The following is a 21,699-nucleotide window of genomic DNA, read 5'->3' on the forward strand; positions in this document are numbered from 1 at the left end:
TTCCGCTCACAGACCGGTCGTCACGTCGATCCGGTGGCCCTCGGCGAGGGTCACGACGGCACGCTTGACGTCGCCCTGAATGCCGCGGCGGCCGCGGAACACGCGGTTTTTGCCTTTGCGGACATTGGTGTTCACGCTCTCGACCTTGACGTCGAAGAGCCGCTCGACCGCGAGCTTGATTTCGGTCTTCGTGGCTTCCTTGCGGACCTTGAAGACCACTTTGTTCTGCTCCGACGCCATCGTCGCCTTTTCGGTGATCACCGGCGAAACGATTACGTCATAGTGACGAGCATCGGCGAAACGGGCTGCCTGGCTCATTTGAATCGCGCCTCCAGCGCCTCGATCGCCGCCTTGGTCAGCACGAGCTTCTCACGGCGGAAAATGTCGTAGACGTTGATGCCCTGCACGGGCAGTACGTCGATGTTCGGGATGTTGCGGGCCGCCAGGCAGAAGTTCTGCTGCGGCTCGACGCCATCGATGATCAGAGCGGAGTTGAGACCGGCCTTGGCGAAGGAGGCGGCGAGCGCCTTGGTCTTCGCTTCGGTGATATCGGCCGACTGCCACACCACGAGGCCGCCGTCGCGCATCTTCTGCGACAGGGCATGGCGCAGCGCCAGGGCACGCACCTTCTTGGGCAGATCATGCGCATGGCTGCGAACGACCGGACCGAAGGCGCGACCACCGCCACGGAACTGCGGCACACGCATCGAGCCGTGACGAGCGCCGCCCGTGCCCTTCTGCTTGTACATCTTCTTGGTCGTGCGGTTGATGTCCGCGCGATTCTTCACCGCATGCGTGCCGGCGCGACGCGCCGCCAGCTGGTAGCGGATCATGCGCGCGATCAGATCGGCACGCGGCTCGAGACCGAAAATCTCGTCGTTGAGTTCGATCGAGCCCGACTGAGCGCCGTCGATGGACAGAATGTCGATTTTCACGGCTCAGCCCTCCTTCTTTTCTTCGCTGGGGGCTGCTGCTTCCGGCAGTTTGAACTTGCCCGGTTGCGGCGCATCCTTCGGCAGCGGCTTCTTCACCGCGTCGCGCACGTAGATGTAGCCGCCGGCATGACCCGGAACGGCGCCTTCCACGAGCACGAGGCCGCGGGCGACGTCCGTCTGGACAACGCGCAGGTTCTGCGTCGTGACGCGCTCGGCACCGAGGTGACCGGCCATCTTCTTCTGCTTGAAGGTCTTGCCCGGATCCTGGCGCTGACCGGTCGAACCGTGCGAACGGTGCGAGACGGACACGCCGTGGGTGGCACGCAGACCGCCGAAGTTCCAACGCTTCATCGGACCGGCAAAGCCCTTACCGATGGTCGTGCCGCTGACGTCCACATACTGGCCGGCAACGAAATGATCGGCGGTGATCTCAGCACCGACCGGGATCAGCTGCTCTTCCGGCACGCGGAATTCGGCGAGCTTCATCTTCGGCTCGACCTGCGCGCGCGCAAAACGCTCGCGCTCCGCCTTCGGAACATTCTTCACCTTGGCGCGGCCGAAACCGAGCTGCACGGCGGTATAGCCGTTCTGATCCTTGGTCCGATGCGCAACGACCTGACAGCCGTCGAGCTTGAGAACCGTGACCGGCACATGTTCGCCAGCGTCTGTGAAGACGCGGGTCATGCCGACCTTCTGTGCAATGACACCTGAACGCATTGTTCTCGTCCTTAAGGGCACATTTCTTGAAGAGGTGCCCGGTTCAACCTTAGAGCTTGATCTCGACGTCCACACCGGCCGCGAGATCGAGTTTCATCAGAGCATCGACCGTCTGCGGCGTCGGATCGACAATGTCGAGGACGCGCTTGTGGGTACGAATTTCGAACTGTTCGCGCGACTTCTTGTCGACGTGCGGCGAACGGTTCACCGTGAACTTCTCGATCTGCGTCGGCAGCGGAATCGGGCCGCGCACCTGCGCGCCGGTCCGCTTCGCCGTCGAAACGATTTCTTTCGTCGACGTATCGAGGATCCGGTGGTCAAACGCCTTGAGGCGTATGCGGATATTCTGGCCGTTCATCTTCTCATTCCCTTGCAGCCGTCGGTCTCGGCGCTTCTCTCAAAACAACCGGGACATAGGCCCCCGGAACTCCCCGCGGCGCCTTGCGACGCCGCGGCGAAAACCTTTTGTTACTCGACGATCGAAGCGACGACGCCGGCGCCGACGGTGCGGCCGCCTTCACGGATGGCGAAGCGCAGCTTCTCTTCCATCGCGATCGGAACGATCAGCGCCACGTCCATCGTCACGTTGTCGCCCGGCATCACCATTTCCGTGCCTTCCGGCAAGGTCACGATGCCCGTCACGTCCGTCGTGCGGAAGTAGAACTGCGGACGGTAGTTCGTGAAGAACGGCGTATGGCGGCCACCTTCATCCTTCGTCAGGATGTAGGCTTCGGCCTTGAACTTCGTGTGCGGCTTCACCGAACCCGGCTTGCACAGCACCTGGCCGCGCTCGACGTCTTCGCGCTTCGTGCCGCGCAGCAGGCAGCCCACGTTGTCGCCAGCCTGCCCCGAGTCGAGCAGCTTGCGGAACATTTCAACGCCCGTCACCGTCGTCTTCACCGTCGCCTTCAGGCCGACGATCTCGACTTCTTCACCGACCTTGACGATGCCGCGCTCGACGCGACCCGTCACCACCGTGCCGCGACCCGAGATCGAGAACACGTCTTCGACCGGCATCAGGAACGGCTGGTCAACCGGACGCTCCGGCTGCGGGATGTATTCGTCGACCGTCTGCATCAACTTCAGAACGGCGTCATGGCCGATTTTCGGGTTGGTGTTGTCGAGCGCGCACTTCGCCGAACCCTTGGTGATCGGAATGTCGTCGCCCGGGAAGTCGTACTTCGACAAGAGCTCGCGCACTTCCATCTCGACCAGGTCGATCAGTTCCGGGTCATCGACCAGGTCGACCTTGTTCATGAACACCACCAGCGCGGGAACGCCGACCTGGCGCGCCAGCAGGATGTGCTCGCGCGTCTGCGGCATCGGGCCGTCGGCCGCCGACACAACCAGGATCGCGCCGTCCATCTGCGCCGCGCCCGTGATCATGTTCTTCACATAGTCCGCGTGGCCGGGGCAATCGACGTGCGCATAGTGGCGGTTCTTCGTCTCGTATTCGACGTGCGCCGTCGAGATCGTGATGCCACGCGCCTTTTCTTCCGGCGCCTTGTCGATCTGGTCATACGCCGTGAACGTCGCGCCGCCCGTCTCGGCCAGGATCTTCGTGATCGCTGCCGTCAAAGACGTCTTGCCGTGGTCAACGTGACCGATCGTGCCGATGTTGCAATGCGGCTTGTTCCGTTCAAACTTTTCCTTCGCCATTGCGGAGCTCCTTAAAACCTATCGACTGTTTCTATTAGGCGTATTTCGCCTGGATCTTTTCGGCTTCGTTACGCGGCACTTCCGCGTAATGATCAAACTGCATCGTGTAGCTGGCGCGGCCTTGCGTGCCCGAACGCAGGTTCGAGACGTAACCGAACATGTTGGCGAGCGGCACCATGGCGTTCACCACAACCGCGTTGCCGCGCATGTCCTGGCCCTGGATCTGACCACGACGGGAGTTCAGGTCGCCGATGACGTAACCGGTGTGTTCTTCCGGCGTCACCACTTCCACCTTCATGATCGGCTCGAGCAGCACGCAGCCCGCCTTCTGCAGCGCTTCGCGCGTACCCTGACGAGCGGCGATTTCGAAGGCCAGAACCGACGAGTCAACGTCGTGGTAGGCGCCGTCGACCAGCGACATCTTGACGTCGACGACCGGGAAGCCCGCAACCACGCCCGAACCGAGAACGGACTTGAAGCCCTTTTCGACACCCGGGATGAATTCCTTCGGCACCGCGCCGCCGATGATCTTCGATTCGAACTCCGCGCCCTTGCCCACTTCATTGGGGCCAAGCACGAACTTGATGCGCGCGAACTGACCGGAACCACCCGACTGCTTCTTGTGGGTATAGTCATACTCGACGTCGCGGGTCGCCTTCTCGCGATAAGCTACCTGCGGCGCGCCGACATTCACTTCCACCTTGTGGGTGCGCTTGAGAATGTCGACCTTAATGTCGAGATGCAGTTCGCCCATGCCCTTGATGATCGTCTGGCCGGACTCCTGATCGGTGGTCACCCGGAACGACGGATCTTCGTTGGCGAGCTTGAGGAGCGCCGTGGTCATCTTTTCCTGGTCGGCCTTCGTCTTCGGCTCAACAGCCTGCTCGATGACCGGGTCCGGGAATTCCATCTTCTCAAGGATGACGGCCTTGTTGGGATCGCACAGGGTCTCACCCGTACGCGTATCCTTGAGGCCGACCAGCGCGACGATGTCGCCGGCATAAGCCTCGGCGATTTCCTCGCGGTTGTTGGCATGCATGAGCACCATGCGGCCGACACGCTCGTTCTTGTCACGCGACGAGTTGAGCAGCGCCTGGCCCTTGCTCAGGGTGCCCGAATAGACGCGCGCGAAGGTCAGGATGCCGTAGGGGTCATCCATGATCTTGAACGCCAGAACCGACAACGGCTGGTCGTCGCTCGGCTTGCGGTCGGTCTCTTCGCCGGTCTTGTAGTCGATGCCCTTGATCGCGCCGCGATCAATCGGCGACGGCAGGTAGTCGACAACGGCGTCGAGCAGCGGCTGCACGCCCTTGTTCTTGAACGCCGAGCCGCACAGCACCGGATAGAAGGCGCCGGTGATCACGGCCTTACGGAGCAGCTTCTTCAGCGTCGCTTCGTCCGGCTCCTTGCCTTCGAGGTAAGCTTCCATGGCCGCATCGTCGAGCTCGACGGCGGCTTCGATCATGGCCGTGCGATATTCCTGCGCCTGATCGGCGAGGTCAGCCGGAATTTCAACGTCGTTGAACTTGGCGCCGAGGGATTCTTCTTCCCAGATCACGGCGCGCATGCGCACCAGATCGACTAAACCCTTGAAGTTCGATTCCGCGCCGATCGGCAGTTGGATGGCGATCGGGCGCGCACCGAGGCGCACCTTGATGTCTTCGAGGCAACGGAAGAAGTCGGCGCCCGTCTTGTCCATCTTGTTGGCGAAGACGATACGCGGCACTTTGTACTTGTCGCCCTGGCGCCACACGGTTTCCGTCTGCGGCTCCACACCCTGGTTCGAGTCCAGCACGCAGACCGCGCCGTCGAGCACGCGCAGCGAACGCTCGACTTCGATGGTGAAGTCGACGTGGCCGGGGGTGTCGATGATGTTCAGGCGCTTGCCGTTCCAGATCGCGGTCGTCGCGGCGGACGTGATCGTGATGCCACGCTCCTGCTCCTGCTCCATGAAATCCATGGTCGCAGCGCCATCGTGCACTTCGCCGATCTTATGGCTCTTGCCGGTGTAGTACAGAATCCGCTCTGTCGTCGTCGTCTTACCGGCATCAATGTGAGCCATGATGCCGAAGTTACGGTAATCTTCCAGAGGATATTGGCGGGGCATTGTCTTGTCCTCGTCGGCGCGAGCCGTTCAAACTACCAGCGATAATGAGCGAAGGCGCGGTTGGCTTCCGCCATCCGGTGCGTGTCTTCACGCTTCTTGACCGCGTTGCCGCGGTTGTTGGCGGCGTCCATCAGCTCGGCCGAGAGGCGATCTTCCATCGTCTTGTCGTTACGATCGCGCGCCGCCGAAATGATCCAGCGAATGGCGAGAGCCTGGCGACGCTCCGGGCGCACTTCGACGGGCACCTGGTAGGTGGCACCACCGACGCGGCGCGAGCGCACTTCGATCGCCGGCGCAACATTGTCGAGCGCCGAACGGAACACGCCGAGCGGATCGGACTTGGCTTTGGCCTGAATCTGATCGAAAGCGCCATAGACGATGGCTTCCGCCACCGACTTCTTGCCTTCGTACATGATCGAATTCATGAATTTGGCGAGAACAATATCGCCAAATTTGGCATCCGGGATAACTTCCCGCTTCTCGGCGCTGTGACGACGCGACATCGTAAATCCCTCTTACTTCGGACGCTTCGCGCCGTACTTCGAACGGCGTTGCTTGCGGTCCTTGACGCCCTGCGTGTCGAGCACGCCGCGCAGAATGTGATAACGGACGCCCGGAAGGTCCTTGACGCGGCCACCGCGGATCATGACGACCGAGTGCTCCTGCAGGTTATGTCCCTCACCCGGGATGTAACCGATGACCTCGAAGCCGTTCGTCAAACGCACCTTGGCGACTTTGCGCAGGGCGGAGTTCGGCTTCTTCGGGGTCGTCGTATAGACGCGCGTGCACACGCCACGCTTCTGCGGGCACTGCGCCAGATGGCGGGCCTTTTCCCGGTACACTTTCTGTTGCCGCGGTTTGCGGATCAACTGGCTGATCGTCGGCATCCTTCGCCTTTCCAGACAAGCGAAAATTGAACCAAAACATTGACGAGAAAGAGCTTTTTCGGTTCTCAATCCCGCCTTCCGCACGGCCGAAACCGTGCGCAAAACGAATTCGCGCCTTCAGCTCTCACGAGCTTCTGGCGCGCCATTCCGCAGAGGACCCAGGAAAACCCGGATCGTGCCTCGTGAATCCATCCCCTCGAAAAACGAGATTCAGGAAGTGACTTTAAAGGTCGCGGTAGAGGCCAACAGCGTTTAGTTTCAATGTGTTATGAACGAGGCGTTCTTAACTGTGCAAAACTACTGCCTGTCGAAAGTGGGCGGAAACTAATCTCAACCGACGAATCCGTCAACCCCTTCAAAGCTAAAAAGTGATTGAATCGACTCGTGTTTTCACCGCGGCGCGATGATCGATGTTGCAACTGCTAACACCCTGATTCAAATGAAAGGGCCGCCCGGAGGCGGCCCTTTGATCTTGGCTTTCGACGATGAACCGCTTACTCGGCGGCCGGCAATTGCGCCGGTTCGCCTTCCGAGGTCTGCGCCTTCTGCTGCAGAATCATCTCGTCGCGATTCGTCGCGATCGTGCGCAGCTTGGACATCGCGGCGCCCGTACCGGCCGGAATGAGTCGGCCGACGATGACGTTCTCCTTGAGGCCTTCCAGCGTATCCATCTTGCCGTTGACGGCGGCCTCGGTGAGGACGCGCGTCGTCTCCTGGAAGGAGGCGGCCGAGATGAACGAGCGGGTCTGCAAGCTCGCCTTGGTGATGCCGAGCAGAACCGGCACGCCGGTGGCAATCTTCTTGCCCTCGCCCGCGGCCTTCTCGTTGGCTTCGTCGAACTCGAGCCGATCGACCTGGTCGCCCGGCAGGAAGTCCGTCTCGCCGGCATCGGTGACGTCGACCTTCTGCAGCATCTGGCGAACGATCACCTCGATGTGCTTGTCGTTGATCATCACGCCCTGCAGCCGGTAGACCTCCTGGATTTCGTTGACGAGGAAGGCTGCAAGCTCTTCCACGCCCTTGATCGCCAGAATGTCGTGCGGCGCCGGGTTGCCGTCGACGATGTAGTCGCCCTTTTCCACGACGTCGCCATCCTGCAGATGGATGTGCTTGCCCTTGGGGATCAGGTATTCGACCGGCTCAGCGCCCTCCTCGGTCGGAACGATCGAGATGCGCTGCTTGTTCTTGTAGTCACGGCCGAACTGCACCGTACCCGAGATCTCCGCGATGATCGCGTGATCCTTCGGACGACGGGCCTCGAACAATTCCGCAACACGCGGCAGACCGCCGGTGATGTCGCGGGTCTTGGCCGAGTCGAGCGAGATACGCGCCACGATGTCGCCAGCCTTGATCGTCGAGCCGGGATCGACAGCGATGATCGAGTCGACGGGCAGCAAGTAACGGGCATCGCCACCGCGCGTCAGCTTGGCAACCTTGCCGTCCTTGGCCTTGATCACGATCGCCGGCTTAAGCGTGGACGAGCGCTGGTTGAGGCGCCAATCCATGACCATGCGCTTGGAGATACCGGTCGATTCGTCCGCCGTTTCCGACATGGACATGCCTTCGACTAGATCTTCGAAGCCAACTTCGCCATCCACTTCCGTGAGGATCGGACGGGTGTAGGGATCCCATTCGGCAATGCGCTGGCCGCGCTTGACCGTATCACCCTCGTCGACCTTGAGCCGCGCGCCATACTGGACGCGGTGAACGGCACGCTCCGTGCCATCCGGACCGACGATGGCAATGGCGACGTTACGCGCCATGACCATCAGATCGCCATCGCTGTTGCGAGCCAGATGGCGGTTGCGCACGCGCACCGTGCCATCGAAGTTCGATTCGATGAACGACTGATCGGCGATCTGCGCCGCGCCACCGATGTGGAACGTACGCATCGTCAACTGCGTGCCAGGCTCACCGATCGACTGCGCCGCGATGACGCCGACCGCTTCACCCATGTTGACCGGCGTGCCACGTGCCAGATCGCGGCCGTAGCACTTGCCACAGACGCCATTGGTCATTTCGCACGTCAGCACCGAGCGGATCTTCACCTCCTGAATACCGGCGGCGTTGATACGATCGATATGCCACTCCTGAATCATCTCGCCGGCAGGCACGATGACCTTGCCATCGAGCTCCTTCAGATCCTCGGCGGTGGTGCGGCCCAGAATACGCGTCGCGAGCGACGCAACGATCTGGCCGGCATCGATGATCGCGCGCATGCGAATGCCGTTCGTCGAACCGCAATCGTAGGACGTGATGATCGAATCCTGCGCCACGTCGACGAGACGACGGGTCAGGTAACCGGAGTTCGCCGTCTTCAACGCCGTATCGGCGAGACCCTTACGGGCGCCGTGGGTGGAGTTGAAGTATTCAAGAACGGTCAGACCTTCCTTGAAGTTCGAGATGATCGGGCTCTCGATGATCTCGCCCGAAGGCTTGGCCATCAGACCGCGCATGGCGGCGAGCTGCTTCATCTGCTGCGGCGAACCGCGCGCACCCGAATGCGACATCATGAAGATCGAGTTGATCGGCTTGTCGCGCCCCTTATCGTCCTTCTGGACGGTCGAGATGCGCGCCATCATCTCTTCGGCGAGCTTGTCGGTGCACTTCGCCCAGGCATCGACGACCTTGTTGTACTTCTCACCCTGGGTGATCAGGCCGTCGTTGTACTGCTGCTCGTACTCCTTCGCCAAAGCCGACGTGTCGGCAATGATCTTCGGCTTCGTCTCCGGCACGACCATGTCGTCCTTGCCGAAGGAAATGCCCGCCTTGAAGGCTTCGCGGAAGCCCAGCGCCATGATGCGATCGCAGAAGATCACCGTCTCCTTCTGACCGCAGTTGCGGTAGACGGTGTCGATCATCCCCGAGATTTCTTTCTTCGTCATCAGCTTGTTGGCGACGTCGAAAGGCACCTTGACGTGGTCGGGCAGCAACTGGCCGAGGATCATGCGGCCCGGCGTCGTGTCGAACACCTTCGAGACGCGCTGACCGTTGGCATCGTAGGTCCAGGCACGGCCCTTGATCTTGGTGTGCAGCGTGATCGCCTTGGTGGCCAGCGCATGTTCGATTTCGGCCATGTTGCCGAACGCCATGCCCTGCCCGACGTCGCCGTCGCGCATCAAGGTCAGATAGTAGAGACCGAGAACGATATCCTGCGACGGCACGATGATCGGCTGACCATTGGCCGGATGCAGGATGTTGTTGGTCGACATCATCAGCACGCGCGCTTCGAGCTGCGCTTCCAGCGACAGCGGAACGTGCACGGCCATCTGGTCGCCGTCGAAGTCGGCGTTGAAGGCGGCGCAGACCAGCGGATGAAGCTGGATTGCCTTGCCTTCGATCAGCACCGGCTCGAACGCCTGAATGCCCAAGCGATGCAGGGTCGGCGCGCGGTTCAAGAGCACCGGATGTTCGCGGATGACCTCATCGAGGATATCCCAAACTTCCGGCTTTTCCTTTTCGACGAGCTTCTTCGCCTGCTTCACGGTCGCCGAGAACCCTTTCGCGTCGAGGCGCGAATAGATGAACGGCTTGAACAGTTCGAGCGCCATCTTCTTGGGCAAGCCGCATTGATGCAGCTTGAGCTCCGGACCGACGACGATGACGGAGCGGCCGGAATAGTCGACGCGCTTGCCGAGCAGGTTCTGGCGGAACCGGCCCTGCTTGCCCTTCAACATGTCGGCGAGCGACTTCAGCGGACGCTTGTTGGCGCCGGTGATGACGCGGCCGCGGCGGCCGTTGTCGAACAGCGCATCGACCGCTTCCTGCAGCATGCGCTTTTCGTTGCGGATGATGATATCCGGCGCGCGCAGTTCGATCAGCCGCTTCAAGCGATTGTTGCGGTTGATGACGCGGCGATAGAGATCGTTCAGATCGGACGTGGCGAAGCGGCCGCCATCGAGCGGCACGAGCGGACGCAGATCCGGCGGGATGACCGGCACTTCCGTCAGCACCATCCACTCCGGCTTGTTGCCGGACTGCATGAAGGCTTCGATGATCTTCAGGCGCTTGGCCAGCTTCTTCGGCTTCAGTTCCGTCGTCGCTTCGGCGATCTCGACGCGCAGCTGCGCGGCGATCTTCTCCAGGTCCATCGCCTTGAGCATCGAGCGGATGGCTTCGGCGCCGATCGAGGCGGTGAAGTTATCCTGGCCGTATTCGTCCTGCGCCCGCAGATATTCATCTTCGGACAGGAGCTGACGGTCCTTGAGCGGCGTCAGGCCCGCATCGAGAACGATGTAGGATTCAAAATAGAGAATGCGCTCCAGTTCCTTGAGCGTCATATCCATCAGCAAGCCGATGCGCGAGGGCAGCGACTTCAGGAACCAGATGTGCGCGACGGGAGCCGCCAGCGAGATGTGGCCCATGCGCTCACGACGCACGCGCGACAGCGTCACCTCGACGCCGCACTTCTCACAGATGACGCCCTTGTACTTCATGCGCTTGTACTTGCCGCACAAGCATTCGTAGTCCTTGATCGGCCCGAAGATACGCGCACAGAACAGACCGTCACGCTCCGGTTTGAACGTGCGGTAGTTGATGGTCTCCGGCTTCTTGATCTCGCCGAACGACCAGGACAGAATCTTCTCGGGGCTCGCAATAGAAATCTGGATCTGGTCGAAAGCCTGCGGCTGAGCGACCGGACTGAAGAGATTCATGACCTCTTGATTCATTGCCTGTCTCCTGACTTGCGACCCACCATGACCTCGCGGCGATCGCAGCACATTGCGTATTGAAAGGTGGCGGCCAATGCCGCCACCGGTTCGGGTCCGTTATTCCGCGGCTTCCGCCGTCGTCGAACCCTCGATCTTCTTCGTCGCGGCCAGTTCCACGTTGAGGCCGAGCGAGCGCATTTCCTTGACGAGCACGTTGAAGCTCTCCGGAATGCCGCTCTCGAACGCGTCATCGCCGCGCACGATCGCCTCGTAGACCTTGGTACGGCCGGCGACGTCGTCGGACTTCACCGTCAGCATTTCCTGCAAGGTGTAAGCCGCGCCGTAAGCCTCGAGCGCCCACACCTCCATTTCGCCGAAGCGCTGGCCACCGAACTGCGCCTTGCCGCCCAGCGGCTGCTGGGTAACGAGCGAGTACGGGCCGATCGAACGGGCATGGATCTTGTCGTCGACAAGGTGATGCAGCTTCAGCATGTAGATGTAGCCGACAGTCACCTGACGATCGAAAGCCTCACCGGTGCGGCCGTCGAACAGCGTCACCTGCCCCGACGAAGCCAAACCGGCCTGGCCGAGCATCTCGACAATGTCCTTCTCGCGCGCGCCGTCGAAGACGGGCGTGGCGATCGGAACACCGCGACGCAGGTTCTGGCCGAGTTCGACCAGCGACTTGTCGTCGAGCGACTTGACGGTCTCATCCTTGCCGTAGATCTCGCCGAGCTTGTCGCGCAGCGGCTTGACGTTGCCATCGCGGAGATAGGCATTCACCGTCTCGCCGACCTGCTTGCCGAGACCGGCGCAAGCCCAACCCAGATGGGTTTCGAGAATCTGACCGACGTTCATGCGGCTCGGCACGCCGAGCGGGTTCAGCACGATGTCGACGGCGGTGCCATCGGGCAGGAACGGCATGTCCTCGGTCGGAACGATCTTGGACACGACACCCTTGTTGCCGTGGCGGCCGGCCATCTTGTCGCCCGGCTGGATCTTGCGCTTCACGGCGACGAAGACCTTGACCATCTTCATCACGCCCGGCGGCAGTTCGTCACCGCGCTGCAGCTTCTCGACCTTGTCGAGGAAGCGGCTTTCCAGCCCCTTCTTCGCCTCGTCGTACTGCTTGCGCATCGCCTCGATCTCACCCATCAGGTGATCGTCTTCGACGGCGAACGTCCACCATTGCGAACGCGGATACTCCTCGAAGGTCTCGCGCGTCAGCACGCTGTCCTTCTTGAAGCCCTTCGGGCCGCTGATCGCCTTCTTGCCACCCAGCATTTCCGACAGGCGGCCATAGACGTTACGGTCGAGGATCGCCTGTTCGTCGTCGCGGTCCTTGGCGAGACGTTCGATCTCTTCGCGCTCGATCGCCTGCGCACGCTCGTCCTTGTCGACGCCGTGGCGGTTGAACACGCGCACTTCGACGATCGTGCCCTGCACGCCCGGCGGCACCCGCAGCGAGGTGTCGCGCACGTCCGAAGCCTTCTCGCCGAAGATGGCGCGCAGAAGCTTTTCTTCCGGCGTCATCGGGCTTTCGCCCTTCGGCGTGATCTTGCCGACGAGGATGTCACCCGCCTGCACTTCCGCGCCGATGTAGACGATACCGGCTTCGTCGAGATTCTTCAGCGCTTCTTCCGAAACGTTCGGAATGTCGCGGGTGATTTCCTCGGGACCAAGCTTGGTGTCGCGGGCCATGACTTCGAATTCGTCGATGTGGATCGACGTGAACACGTCGTCCTTGACGATGCGCTCGTTGAGCAGGATCGAGTCTTCGAAGTTGTAACCGTTCCACGGCATGAACGCGACGAGCACGTTGCGGCCGAGCGCCAGATCGCCGAGATCGGTCGAGGGACCGTCGGCAATGATGTCGCCCTTGCGCACGAAGTCGCCCACCTTCACCAGAGGCTTCTGGTTGATACAGGTCGACTGGTTCGAACGCTGGAACTTCATCAGGCGGTAGATGTCGACGCCGGGACGAGCCGCATCGAGATCTTCGGTCGCGCGGATAACGATACGCGTCGCATCGATCTGATCGATGAAGCCCGTACGGCGAGCCGCGATCGCGGCGCCCGAGTCGCGCGCCACGACGCTTTCCATGCCGGTGCCGACGAGCGGCGCGTCGGTACGCACCAGCGGCACGGCCTGACGCTGCATGTTCGAGCCCATGAGCGCGCGGTTGGCGTCGTCGTTCTCAAGGAACGGGATCAGCGCCGCGGCGACCGAAACGAGCTGCTTGGGCGACACGTCCATGTAGTCGACGCGATCGCGCGGCACCATGATGACGTCACCCGCATGGCGGCAGACGATCAGGTCTTCCGTCAGCTGGCCCTTGGCGTCGACGACGACATTGGCCTGCGCGACGTAGTGCTTCTGCTCTTCCATCGCCGACAGATAGGCCACATCCTCGGTCACGTGACCGTCGTGGACCTTGCGATACGGCGCTTCGATGAAGCCATACTTGTTGACGCGCGCGAACGTCGCCAGCGAGTTGATCAGACCGATGTTCGGGCCTTCCGGCGTCTCAATCGGGCAGATACGGCCATAGTGCGTCGGATGCACGTCGCGCACTTCGAAGCCGGCGCGCTCGCGCGTCAGACCGCCCGGGCCAAGCGCCGAGAGGCGGCGCTTGTGGGTGATTTCCGACAGCGGGTTCGTCTGGTCCATGAACTGCGAGAGCTGCGAGGAACCGAAGAACTCGCGCACGGCGGCAGCCGCCGGCTTGGCGTTGATCAGATCCTGCGGCATCACGGTATCGATATCGATCGACGACATGCGCTCCTTGATGGCGCGTTCCATGCGCAGCAGGCCGAGACGATACTGATTCTCCATCAGCTCGCCGACCGAACGCACGCGACGGTTGCCGAGATGGTCGATGTCGTCGATTTCGCCGCGACCATCGCGCAGGTCGACCAGCGCGCGCACGACGGCGATGATGTCTTCCTTGCGCAGGATACGCACGGTGTCCTCGGCATCGAGGTCCATGCGCATGTTCATCTTCACGCGACCGACGGCCGAGAGGTCGTAGCGCTCCGGATCGAAGAACAGCGAATGGAACATCGCTTCCGCCGATTCGATGGTCGGCGGTTCACCCGGACGCATCACGCGATAGATGTCGAACAGCGCTTCTTCGCGGTTCGAGTTCTTGTCGACCGCGAGCGTGTTGCGGATGTAGGGACCGATGTTGATGTGGTCGATGTCGAGCAGCACCAATTCGTTGCCGGCATGCTCGATGAGCAGCGGCAGCGTCTTGGCGGTGATCTCGTCGCCCGCTTCGGCGAAAATTTCACCGGTGCTGGGGTCGTAGATGTCTTCGGCGAGGTATTGACCGAACAGATCTTCGTCCTGCTGGCGCAGAGCCTTCACGCCCTTCTCGGCGAGCTGGCGCGCGGCGCGCACGGTGATCTTCTTGCCGGCCTCGATGACGACTTCGCCGGTGTCGGCGTCGATCATATCGACCGTCGCCTTCACGCCCTTCATGCGCTCGGCATCGTAAGGCACGCGCCAGTACTGTTCCTTGGTCTTCTTGTCGAGGACGCGCGTGTAGGTCACCTTCTTGTAGAAGGTGTTCAGCACTTCCTCGCCGTCCATGCCGAGCGCAAACAGCAGCGACGTCACCGGAATCTTACGGCGGCGGTCGATACGCGCATAGACGATGTCCTTGGCGTCGAACTCGATGTCGAGCCACGAACCGCGATAGGGAATGATGCGCGCGGCAAACAAGAGCTTGCCCGACGAATGGGTCTTGCCCTTGTCGTGATCGAAGAACACGCCGGGCGAACGGTGCATCTGCGAGACGATGACGCGCTCGGTGCCGTTGACGATGAACGTACCGTTCAAGGTCATGAACGGCATGTCGCCCATGTAAACGTCCTGCTCCTTGATGTCGCGAACGGAACGCGCGTTGGTGTCGGGATCGACATCGAACACGATCAGGCGCAGTTTCACCTTCAGCGGCGCGGCAAAGGTCATGCCCCGCTGGCGGCATTCATCGACGTCATATTTCGGCGCTTCGAATTCGTAACGCACGAACTCCAGAAGCGCAGTCTGCGAGAAATCCGAAATCGGGAAAACCGACTTGAACACGGCCTGCAGGCCCTCATCGGCGCGGCCGCCCTTCGGCTCGTCCACCATGAGGAACTGGTCATAGGAAGCCTTTTGGACTTCGATCAGGTTCGGCATTTCCGCCACTTCGCGGATGTGCCCGAAAAACTTGCGGATACGCTTGCGGCCAGTGAAGGATTGCTGAGTTGCTTGAGCCGACGCTTGAGCCATATCGCTCCTCGTACCTCGTCTGTTGGCAGCCAGGGAGAGGCCGCGCACATCCCGTATGCCAGATGCACACGGCTGGGGCCGAAACCCCGGGAATCACCGCTCTAAAGCGGTCTTTTAGCTCTGGATAGGCCGGGAATGAGGCGTTTTCCAGAAAGGATTGACGGCCCCGGCGGCAAGCCCCGGGACCGTCGACGTTCAGAAGAGATCGTGGAAGGCAAACCTCTCGGCCACCTGGACGATCCCCATCGAATTACTTGAGCTCGACCTTGGCGCCAGCCTTCTCGAGCTGAGCCTTGAGCTTGGCGGCATCGTCCTTGGAGACGCCTTCCTTGACCGGCTTCGGAGCGCCTTCGACCAGGTCCTTGGCTTCCTTGAGGCCGAGACCGGTGATGGCGCGGACTTCCTTAATGACTTCGATCTTCTTGTCGCCGGCCGAAGCCAGGACAACGGTGAACTCGGTCTGCTCTTCAGCAGCGGCAGCGGCGCCGCCGCCAGCGCCCGGAGCCGCCGCAACGGCCACAGCCGCCGCAGCCGAAACGCCCCACTTCTCTTCGAGCATCTTGGCGAGTTCAGCCGCCTCGAGGACGGTCAGGCTCGACAGGTCTTCGACGATCTTTTCGAGATTAGCCATAATATTTCAGTTCCTTGACTAGATTGGTTCAAACCATTGATGAATAGGCGATGGCCTCGTTAGGCCGCGTCTTTTTTGGCATAGGCCCCGAACACGCGTGCCAGCTTGGCGGCAGGCGCAGTGGAGAGCTGGGCGATCTTCGTCGCCGGGGCATTGATAAGCCCGACGATCTTGGCGCGCAGTTCATCCAGGGACGGCATCGTCGCGAGCGACTTCACGCCATCCGGGTTCAGGGCGGTCGTTCCCATAGCGCCGCCGAGGATCACGAGCTTGTCGAAATCCTTGGCGAAGGCCACGGCGACCTTCGGCGCCGCCACCGGATCGTCCGAATAGGCGATCAGGGTCGGTCCCTTCAGAAGGGGCCCGATGGAGGCGACGTCAGTGCCATCAAGGGCGATCTTGGCGAGGCGGTTCTTGGCGACCTGCACCGAGGCGCCAGCATCACGCATCCGCTTACGCAGATCCTGAAGCTGGGCGACGGTCAGGCCGGAGTAGTGCGCCACGACGACGACGGATGTCTTCTTGAAGACATCGCCGAGTTCCGCGACGAGCTCTCTCTTACCCGCTCTGTCCACTCTGCTCTCTCCGGTTGGCGGGGCAAAACCCCGCCGGTTGCACGAACCGCACGATCCGCAAGGCGGATCAGCGGCATCTGATGCCTGTCCCCGGAGCGATGGTCTCGCCACCGGACAGAAGGTTCGAACCAAATCCCATCGACTGCGTTGAACACGCAGCCCAAAAATCCGGTCTTCCCCGTCTATGCAGGCCTCACCGTTCGCCGGAAAATCCGGGAAACCGTCGTGAAATTAAGCGGTTAGGTAAACCTCACCGCGCCGGCAGTCTCGGACAGGACATGGCCGAACATGATGCCAAGCTCTTCGCCTGGTATCCGCCGGCCTATCCACCGCGCGCACGAACCTGTCCTCTGGAAAGGCGCGAACGCACGGAAGCTGAATCTGAAAAGGGGCCGCAAATCGCGATCGGCCCCGGATTGCCTATCTAGACCTAATCCGGCGCCTCCACAAGGGGGTGCGCCGGAAAAGATTCGAGGCCAAAGATCAAGCGCCGACGGCACCCTGGGTCTGGACCGTCGTCGGATCGATCTTCACGCCCGGGCCCTGAGTCGAGGACACCGCAACGCGTTGAATATAGGTGCCTTTGGCACCCGCCGGCTTGGCACGAGCGACCGCATCCACGAACGCCTTGACGTTCTCGGACAGCTTGTCGGCACCGAACGAGACCTTGCCGACCGTGCCCTGCACGATGCCGGCCTTCTCGACACGGAACTCGACCGCGCCACCCTTCGACGCCTTGACGGCGGCGGCGACGTCCATGGTCACCGTGCCGACGCGCGGATTCGGCATCAGGCCGCGCGGGCCCAGCACCTTACCGAGACGGCCGACCAGGCCCATCATGTCTGGGGTGGCGATGCAGCGATCGAAATCGATCGTGCCGCCGTTGACCGTGTTGACCAGCTCTTCGGCGCCGACGATGTCGGCACCCGCCGCCTTGGCTTCATCGGCCTTGGCGCCACGGGCGAACACCGCCACGCGGACGGTGCGGCCGGTACCATTCGGCAGATTGACCACGCCGCGGACCATCTGGTCGGCATGCTTGGGATCGACGCCGAGGTTCATCGCGATTTCGACGGTTTCGTCGAACTTGGCGGTGGCCCGATCCTTGATCAGCTTGATCGCCTCGTCGAGAGGATAGAGCTTGACGCGATCGATACCTTCGCGCGCCTTCTTGATGCGCTTTCCATCAGCCATCGTCTTACTCCACCACCTGCAGGCCCATGGCCCGCGCCGAACCTTCGATCATCGACATCGCCGCTTCGATCGTGTGACAGTTGAGGTCAACGATCTTCTTCTCGGCGATTTCGCGCACCTGGGCCTTCGTCACCTTGCCGACGAAACCGCGGCCGGGTGTCTTCGAGCCCGAAGCCGGCTTCTTGCCCAGCTTCAGGTTGGCTGCCTTCTTGAGGAAGAAGGTAACCGGCGGCTGCTTCATTTCGAAAGTGAAGGAGCGATCCTGATAGGCGGTGATCACCACCGGAATCGGCGCACCCTTCTCCATCTGCGCGGTCTTTGCGTTAAAGGCCTTGCAGAACTCCATGATGTTCAGGCCGCGCTGACCCAGCGCGGGGCCGATCGGCGGCGACGGATTGGCCGCCCCGGCCGGCACCTGAAGCTTCACGTAACCCGCGATCTTCTTTGCCATAATAGTCTCCACACGATGTCGTCACGGCCATCCTTGGCCGCGCGACGGTTGAAGTCCGTGGTCTGACATGAACTCCCGGATGGCCTCCGGGCATGCCCGCCACGTTTGCCCTGCCCGATCGGGCAGAGTTTTCCCTCAGGTCTTCTCGACCTGAGTGAATTCCAGTTCGACCGGCGTCGCACGGCCGAAGATCGACACCGCGACCTTGACCCGCGAGCGGCCTTCGTCGACTTCCTCGACGATGCCGTTGAACGAGGCGAACGGACCGTCCGACACCCGCACGGTTTCGCCGACTTCGAAGGAAATCGACGGCTTCGGGTGCTCCACACCCTCTTGAACCTGACCCTTGATCCGATCCGCCTCGGCATCCGAGATCGGCATCGGCTTATTATCGGCGCCCAGGAAGCCTGTCACCTTCGGCGTGTTCTTGATCAGATGGAACACATTGTCCGTCAGATCGCACTTCACCAGGACGTAGCCCGGGAAGAACTTGCGCTCGGCGTTGACCTTACGGCCGCGGCGCACTTCCACCACGTTCTCGGTCGGAACGAGGATTTCCTCGAACTTGTCCGCGAGGCCGCGCTGCGCGGCGAATTCGCGAATGGATTCGGCGACCTTCTTCTCGAAGTTCGAATAGGCGTGAACGATGTACCAGCGCATCGGCATCGGCTAAATCCCGCTCACTTGCCAAGAGTGAGAATAAAGCCAAGAATCAGGCGGATGCTCTGATCCACGGCGACGAAAAACAAACTCGACGCGACCACCAGCAGGATCACGAGACCCGTCGTGATCAGCGTCTCCCGGCGCGTCGGCCAAGTGACCTTGGACGCTTCCGAGCGGACCTGCTGAAGAAATTCGAACGGATTAGCCATTGCTCAACTCTGCTGCGGAAAATCGCCGACTTCTGAAGAAGCCGACCGACTCCCGAAAATGATCGCGGCGCGGGACCGGGAGGTCGCGCGCCACAATGGCGGGCTTATAGCGGCACTTGCGCCCGACGCCAAGCGTTTTCTGAGACGCCCTCCAGCGCCGATCAACCCGGATCAATGCCGGTCGGACGCGGTCCAGATCTCCTGCCCGGTCGTGTCGTCACCCAGGGTCGACCAGATGCCGCTGCGGATCTGGTCGTTATCGATCTGAAACACGGCGATTCCAGGCCGCCCCGCCGCCCGGCCGGGAATGATCGACTGGAACACCACCGAAAATACATTGTCGATCACCACGCCCGTGCCGATCTGGCGCAACTCGCCGATCCGCCAGATCACGGCGAAGGTCTGGCCAGTCTGCTTGATCTGCGCCTCGCCCGTATAGGTGCTGCCCTGGGAGGGGTTTTTACCCTCAACCCGATACGTGCCCTCGATGGCGCCCGCCCGAACCGGCGCGGCAGCCATAAGCACGGCCGCGGCAACGGCGGCAATTCTCGGCAGCGTCATGTCGCAACCTCGTTTCTTTGGGGCGCGCGCCAGACTCAGGCAACGCCTGCCCCTCAACATCATGTGGCCCCAAAAGCTAAGCATGCAACATGCCGGGTGGCCGTCATCCCCTGACATTCATCACGATTGCGAGACGCCAACCAAAGCGTTTTCAAGCGAAGTGGATGCCGGTTCGTGTGAAGAAAACGCGCCAAAACAAGAACCTGAAGTCTTTCACCGTCTCCTGAAGCGGCGAAAGGCTTCAGCCAGTCGTCGAAATCGGCGGCGAAATGTGGAAGCATGCATCGCCAGACCGACGGAGGGCGCATGGCCAAGCAGCATGACATCAGCATCGATTACGGCGAGACACGATTGAAAGGCATCAGCCGCGAAGAATGGGTGACCCGCGTTCAGCTTGCCGCCTGCTACCGCATCTTCGCTCATCTGGGCTGGACCGAGCTGATCTACAACCACATCACGTTGCGCGTGCCAGGGCCCGAGCGGCATTTCCTCATCAATCCGTTCGGCCTGCACTATTCCGAGGTTCAAGCGTCGAACCTGATCAAGATCGATCTCGACGGCAACAAGCTCTCGGACTCGAACTATCCGGTCAATCCGGCGGGACTCGCGCCCCACTCGACCATTCACCGCAATATCGAGACGGCCCATTGCGTGATGCATACCCACACGACCTCGGGCCTGGCGGTTGCCTGCCTCAGAGACGGCCTGTCGATGACCAATTTCTATTCGGCGCAACTCAACGGCCGTATCGCCTATCACGACTTCGAAGGCATCACGGTCAACGCCGACGAAGGGCCGCGCATGCTGGCCAGTCTTGACGGCAGACCCGTCATGATCTTGCGCAATCACGGTCTGCTCGCCTGGGGCGAAACACTGCCGCAGGCCTTCGCCTATCTGTGGACGTTGCAACGCGCCTGCGACATCCAGGTCGCGGCGCAATCGCTGGGTCCTCTCATTCCCATCCCCGAACCCGTTCTCGAACAGTGCACGCGGATTTCCCTGCAATTCAACCCGGACTATGGCGCGGGCGTTGACGTGTTCAACGCGCTCGTGCGCCAGATCGACAAGGTCGATCAGAGCTATCGTCAATAAATTCGCGTTCTCGCTTCGCATGAAAGTATGGCTATGAAGATCATGATTGTCGGCGCGGGCGCCATCGGCGGCTGGCTGGCCGCCGTCCTCGCGCGCGGCGGCGCCGAGGTGTCGCTGCTGGCGCGCGGCGCCACGCTCGAGGCCGTACGCCAACAGGGCCTGATCCTGCAGGACGGCGAAACCACGTCGGCTTTCCCGTTGCCTGCGGCCTCCGATCCCACCGATCTGCCCGTCCCCGATCTGATCGTCTTCAGCGTCAAAACCCACGCGCTCGCGGAAGCCGCCCGTGGCCTCGCACCGGTCCTCGCCAAAGGACCGGCGGTCATGACGGCGATGAACGGCCTGCCCTGGTGGTTTCTTGAAGGCGGTCCGCTGGCCGGCACAGCGCTGCACAGTCTCGACCCCGACGGCACCATCGCCAATGCTTTCGCGCCCTGCCGACCGATCGGCGGCGTCGTTCACGCCTCGACACGGGTCGAACGGCCCGGCACCATTCGCGTCGTCAAGATCGACCGGCTGATCGTCGGCGATGCGGCGCGCGAAACCTCGGCACTGACGCGCAGCTTCGCCGATATCGTCGAGCGCGGCGGCGCGCACTGCCCTGTTACCGACGACATCCGCTCCGAAATCTGGATGAAGCTCGCCGGCAATTCCAACACCAATCCGCTCAGCGCCCTGACGCGCCTGTCGGCGACGCCGCTGCTCGAAACGCCGCTCCTGCGCGATCTGTTGCTGGCGATGATGGCCGAGTTCGAAGCCGTCGGCCGCCGCCTCGACATGACAGCGCAAATGCCGGCCGACAAACGGCTCGTCATCACCGCCAAGCTCGGCAACTTCCGCACCTCCATGCTGGAAGATGCCGATGCCGGCCGACGGCTGGAGATCGACGGTCTCCTCGGCTGCATCGTCGAGATCGCCGACCGATTGAACGAGCCGGTGCCGGTCAGTCGAACGGTCTATGCCCTAGGCAAGGGGCTCGATCTGTCGGCAGCGCTGGCTGCGCGGTAGAGCGAGAGCATAATTCCGCCGCTCTCCCTTTGTATTTTGAGCATGGTTCCACTGCGGCGGCGGCGCAGGCTGGAGGTGTC

19 protein-coding genes are annotated in these 21,699 nt (G+C 61.8%); 2 read left to right on the forward strand and 17 right to left on the reverse strand.

What is annotated here, in order from left to right; genetic code table 11:
- Positions 1-6: 6 nt before the first annotated feature.
- The 17 genes from OIM99_RS18395 to OIM99_RS18475 form a co-directional block, all read right to left on the reverse strand.
- Positions 7-318, reverse strand: coding sequence for a 50S ribosomal protein L23 (locus OIM99_RS18395; RefSeq protein ID WP_311851908.1), 312 nt, complete (start codon positions 316-318; stop codon positions 7-9).
- Positions 315-935: a 50S ribosomal protein L4 gene (gene rplD, locus OIM99_RS18400; protein WP_311851909.1), complete on the reverse strand. Its 621-nt coding sequence runs from the start codon at positions 933-935 to the stop codon at positions 315-317. Before rplD ends, OIM99_RS18395 begins: the two co-directional genes overlap by 4 nt.
- Positions 936-938: 3 nt before the next feature.
- Entirely contained in the window at positions 939-1,652 is a 714-nt protein-coding gene (gene rplC, locus OIM99_RS18405; protein ID WP_311851910.1) for a 50S ribosomal protein L3, read from the reverse strand.
- Positions 1,653-1,701: 49 nt separating this feature from the next.
- Entirely contained in the window at positions 1,702-2,010 is a 309-nt protein-coding gene (rpsJ, locus tag OIM99_RS18410; RefSeq protein ID WP_090697401.1) for a 30S ribosomal protein S10, read from the reverse strand.
- A 110-nt stretch (positions 2,011-2,120) separates the two neighbouring features.
- The gene (gene tuf, locus OIM99_RS18415; protein WP_311851911.1) at positions 2,121-3,311 is read right to left on the reverse strand and encodes an elongation factor Tu; all 1,191 of its coding nucleotides are present in this window, start codon (positions 3,309-3,311) and stop codon (positions 2,121-2,123) included.
- A 34-nt stretch (positions 3,312-3,345) separates the two neighbouring features.
- The gene (gene fusA / locus OIM99_RS18420) at positions 3,346-5,418 is read right to left on the reverse strand and encodes an elongation factor G (protein WP_311851912.1); all 2,073 of its coding nucleotides are present in this window, start codon (positions 5,416-5,418) and stop codon (positions 3,346-3,348) included.
- 32 nt (positions 5,419-5,450) lie between these two features.
- Positions 5,451-5,921, reverse strand: a complete 471-nt coding sequence (rpsG, locus tag OIM99_RS18425) for a 30S ribosomal protein S7 (protein WP_311851913.1) — start codon at positions 5,919-5,921, stop codon at positions 5,451-5,453.
- Between the two features lie 12 nt (positions 5,922-5,933).
- On the reverse strand, positions 5,934-6,305 hold the full coding sequence (gene rpsL / locus OIM99_RS18430; RefSeq protein WP_090697389.1) for a 30S ribosomal protein S12: 372 nt from the start codon (positions 6,303-6,305) through the stop codon (positions 5,934-5,936).
- A gap of 494 nt (positions 6,306-6,799) precedes the next feature.
- Positions 6,800-10,975 carry a DNA-directed RNA polymerase subunit beta' gene (gene rpoC, locus OIM99_RS18435; RefSeq protein WP_311851914.1) on the reverse strand — a complete coding sequence of 1,392 codons (4,176 nt, stop codon included), beginning with the start codon at positions 10,973-10,975 and terminating at the stop codon, positions 6,800-6,802.
- Positions 10,976-11,074: 99 nt separating this feature from the next.
- The gene (gene rpoB, locus OIM99_RS18440; protein WP_311851915.1) at positions 11,075-15,235 is read right to left on the reverse strand and encodes a DNA-directed RNA polymerase subunit beta; all 4,161 of its coding nucleotides are present in this window, start codon (positions 15,233-15,235) and stop codon (positions 11,075-11,077) included.
- Between the two features lie 250 nt (positions 15,236-15,485).
- A complete protein-coding gene (gene rplL / locus OIM99_RS18445; RefSeq protein ID WP_311851916.1) occupies positions 15,486-15,866 on the reverse strand; it encodes a 50S ribosomal protein L7/L12 in 381 nt (126 codons plus the stop codon).
- Positions 15,867-15,925: 59 nt separating this feature from the next.
- The gene (gene rplJ / locus OIM99_RS18450; RefSeq protein ID WP_311851917.1) at positions 15,926-16,441 is read right to left on the reverse strand and encodes a 50S ribosomal protein L10; all 516 of its coding nucleotides are present in this window, start codon (positions 16,439-16,441) and stop codon (positions 15,926-15,928) included.
- A 483-nt stretch (positions 16,442-16,924) separates the two neighbouring features.
- Positions 16,925-17,635: a 50S ribosomal protein L1 gene (gene rplA / locus OIM99_RS18455; RefSeq protein WP_311851918.1), complete on the reverse strand. Its 711-nt coding sequence runs from the start codon at positions 17,633-17,635 to the stop codon at positions 16,925-16,927.
- Positions 17,636-17,639: 4 nt separating this feature from the next.
- Positions 17,640-18,086 (reverse strand): 50S ribosomal protein L11, encoded by a 447-nt coding sequence (gene rplK / locus OIM99_RS18460; protein WP_311851919.1) that lies wholly within the window; start codon positions 18,084-18,086, stop codon positions 17,640-17,642.
- A gap of 135 nt (positions 18,087-18,221) precedes the next feature.
- The gene (nusG, locus tag OIM99_RS18465; RefSeq protein WP_311851920.1) at positions 18,222-18,752 is read right to left on the reverse strand and encodes a transcription termination/antitermination protein NusG; all 531 of its coding nucleotides are present in this window, start codon (positions 18,750-18,752) and stop codon (positions 18,222-18,224) included.
- Positions 18,753-18,766: 14 nt separating this feature from the next.
- Positions 18,767-18,958 (reverse strand): preprotein translocase subunit SecE, encoded by a 192-nt coding sequence (secE, locus tag OIM99_RS18470; protein WP_311851921.1) that lies wholly within the window; start codon positions 18,956-18,958, stop codon positions 18,767-18,769.
- Between the two features lie 171 nt (positions 18,959-19,129).
- Positions 19,130-19,519: a hypothetical protein gene (locus tag OIM99_RS18475; protein ID WP_311851922.1), complete on the reverse strand. Its 390-nt coding sequence runs from the start codon at positions 19,517-19,519 to the stop codon at positions 19,130-19,132.
- 306 nt (positions 19,520-19,825) lie between these two features.
- Between OIM99_RS18475 and OIM99_RS18480 the strand changes: the two genes are divergently transcribed.
- Together OIM99_RS18480 and OIM99_RS18485 are read left to right on the forward strand one after the other, a co-directional pair.
- Positions 19,826-20,611, forward strand: a complete 786-nt coding sequence (locus OIM99_RS18480) for a class II aldolase/adducin family protein (protein WP_311851923.1) — start codon at positions 19,826-19,828, stop codon at positions 20,609-20,611.
- 27 nt (positions 20,612-20,638) lie between these two features.
- On the forward strand, positions 20,639-21,619 hold the full coding sequence (locus OIM99_RS18485) for a 2-dehydropantoate 2-reductase (RefSeq protein WP_311851924.1): 981 nt from the start codon (positions 20,639-20,641) through the stop codon (positions 21,617-21,619).
- Positions 21,620-21,699: the final 80 nt, after the last annotated feature.

This window comes from Methylocella sp. CPCC 101449 (assembly GCF_031921685.1).
Classification (GTDB): domain Bacteria; phylum Pseudomonadota; class Alphaproteobacteria; order Rhizobiales; family Beijerinckiaceae; genus Terripilifer.

What these genes read in the sequence shown, in the direction of transcription:
- tuf (WP_311851911.1), bottom strand. Translation starts at nt 3,311, where the DNA reads ATGGCGAAGGAAAAGTTTGAACGGAACAAGCCGCATTGCAACATCGGC.
- fusA (WP_311851912.1), bottom strand. Translation starts at nt 5,418, where the DNA reads ATGCCCCGCCAATATCCTCTGGAAGATTACCGTAACTTCGGCATCATG.
- rpsG (WP_311851913.1), bottom strand. Translation starts at nt 5,921, where the DNA reads ATGTCGCGTCGTCACAGCGCCGAGAAGCGGGAAGTTATCCCGGATGCC.
- nusG (WP_311851920.1), bottom strand. Translation starts at nt 18,752, where the DNA reads ATGCCGATGCGCTGGTACATCGTTCACGCCTATTCGAACTTCGAGAAG.
- rplC (WP_311851910.1), bottom strand. Translation starts at nt 1,652, where the DNA reads ATGCGTTCAGGTGTCATTGCACAGAAGGTCGGCATGACCCGCGTCTTC.
- OIM99_RS18475 (WP_311851922.1), bottom strand. Translation starts at nt 19,519, where the DNA reads ATGACGCTGCCGAGAATTGCCGCCGTTGCCGCGGCCGTGCTTATGGCT.
- rpoB (WP_311851915.1), bottom strand. Translation starts at nt 15,235, where the DNA reads ATGGCTCAAGCGTCGGCTCAAGCAACTCAGCAATCCTTCACTGGCCGC.
- secE (WP_311851921.1), bottom strand. Translation starts at nt 18,958, where the DNA reads ATGGCTAATCCGTTCGAATTTCTTCAGCAGGTCCGCTCGGAAGCGTCC.
- OIM99_RS18395 (WP_311851908.1), bottom strand. Translation starts at nt 318, where the DNA reads ATGAGCCAGGCAGCCCGTTTCGCCGATGCTCGTCACTATGACGTAATC.
- rpsJ (WP_090697401.1), bottom strand. Translation starts at nt 2,010, where the DNA reads ATGAACGGCCAGAATATCCGCATACGCCTCAAGGCGTTTGACCACCGG.
- rpoC (WP_311851914.1), bottom strand. Translation starts at nt 10,975, where the DNA reads ATGAATCAAGAGGTCATGAATCTCTTCAGTCCGGTCGCTCAGCCGCAG.
- OIM99_RS18485 (WP_311851924.1), top strand. Translation starts at nt 20,639, where the DNA reads ATGGCTATGAAGATCATGATTGTCGGCGCGGGCGCCATCGGCGGCTGG.
- OIM99_RS18480 (WP_311851923.1), top strand. Translation starts at nt 19,826, where the DNA reads ATGGCCAAGCAGCATGACATCAGCATCGATTACGGCGAGACACGATTG.
- rplA (WP_311851918.1), bottom strand. Translation starts at nt 17,635, where the DNA reads ATGGCTGATGGAAAGCGCATCAAGAAGGCGCGCGAAGGTATCGATCGC.
- rplL (WP_311851916.1), bottom strand. Translation starts at nt 15,866, where the DNA reads ATGGCTAATCTCGAAAAGATCGTCGAAGACCTGTCGAGCCTGACCGTC.
- rpsL (WP_090697389.1), bottom strand. Translation starts at nt 6,305, where the DNA reads ATGCCGACGATCAGCCAGTTGATCCGCAAACCGCGGCAACAGAAAGTG.
- rplK (WP_311851919.1), bottom strand. Translation starts at nt 18,086, where the DNA reads ATGGCAAAGAAGATCGCGGGTTACGTGAAGCTTCAGGTGCCGGCCGGG.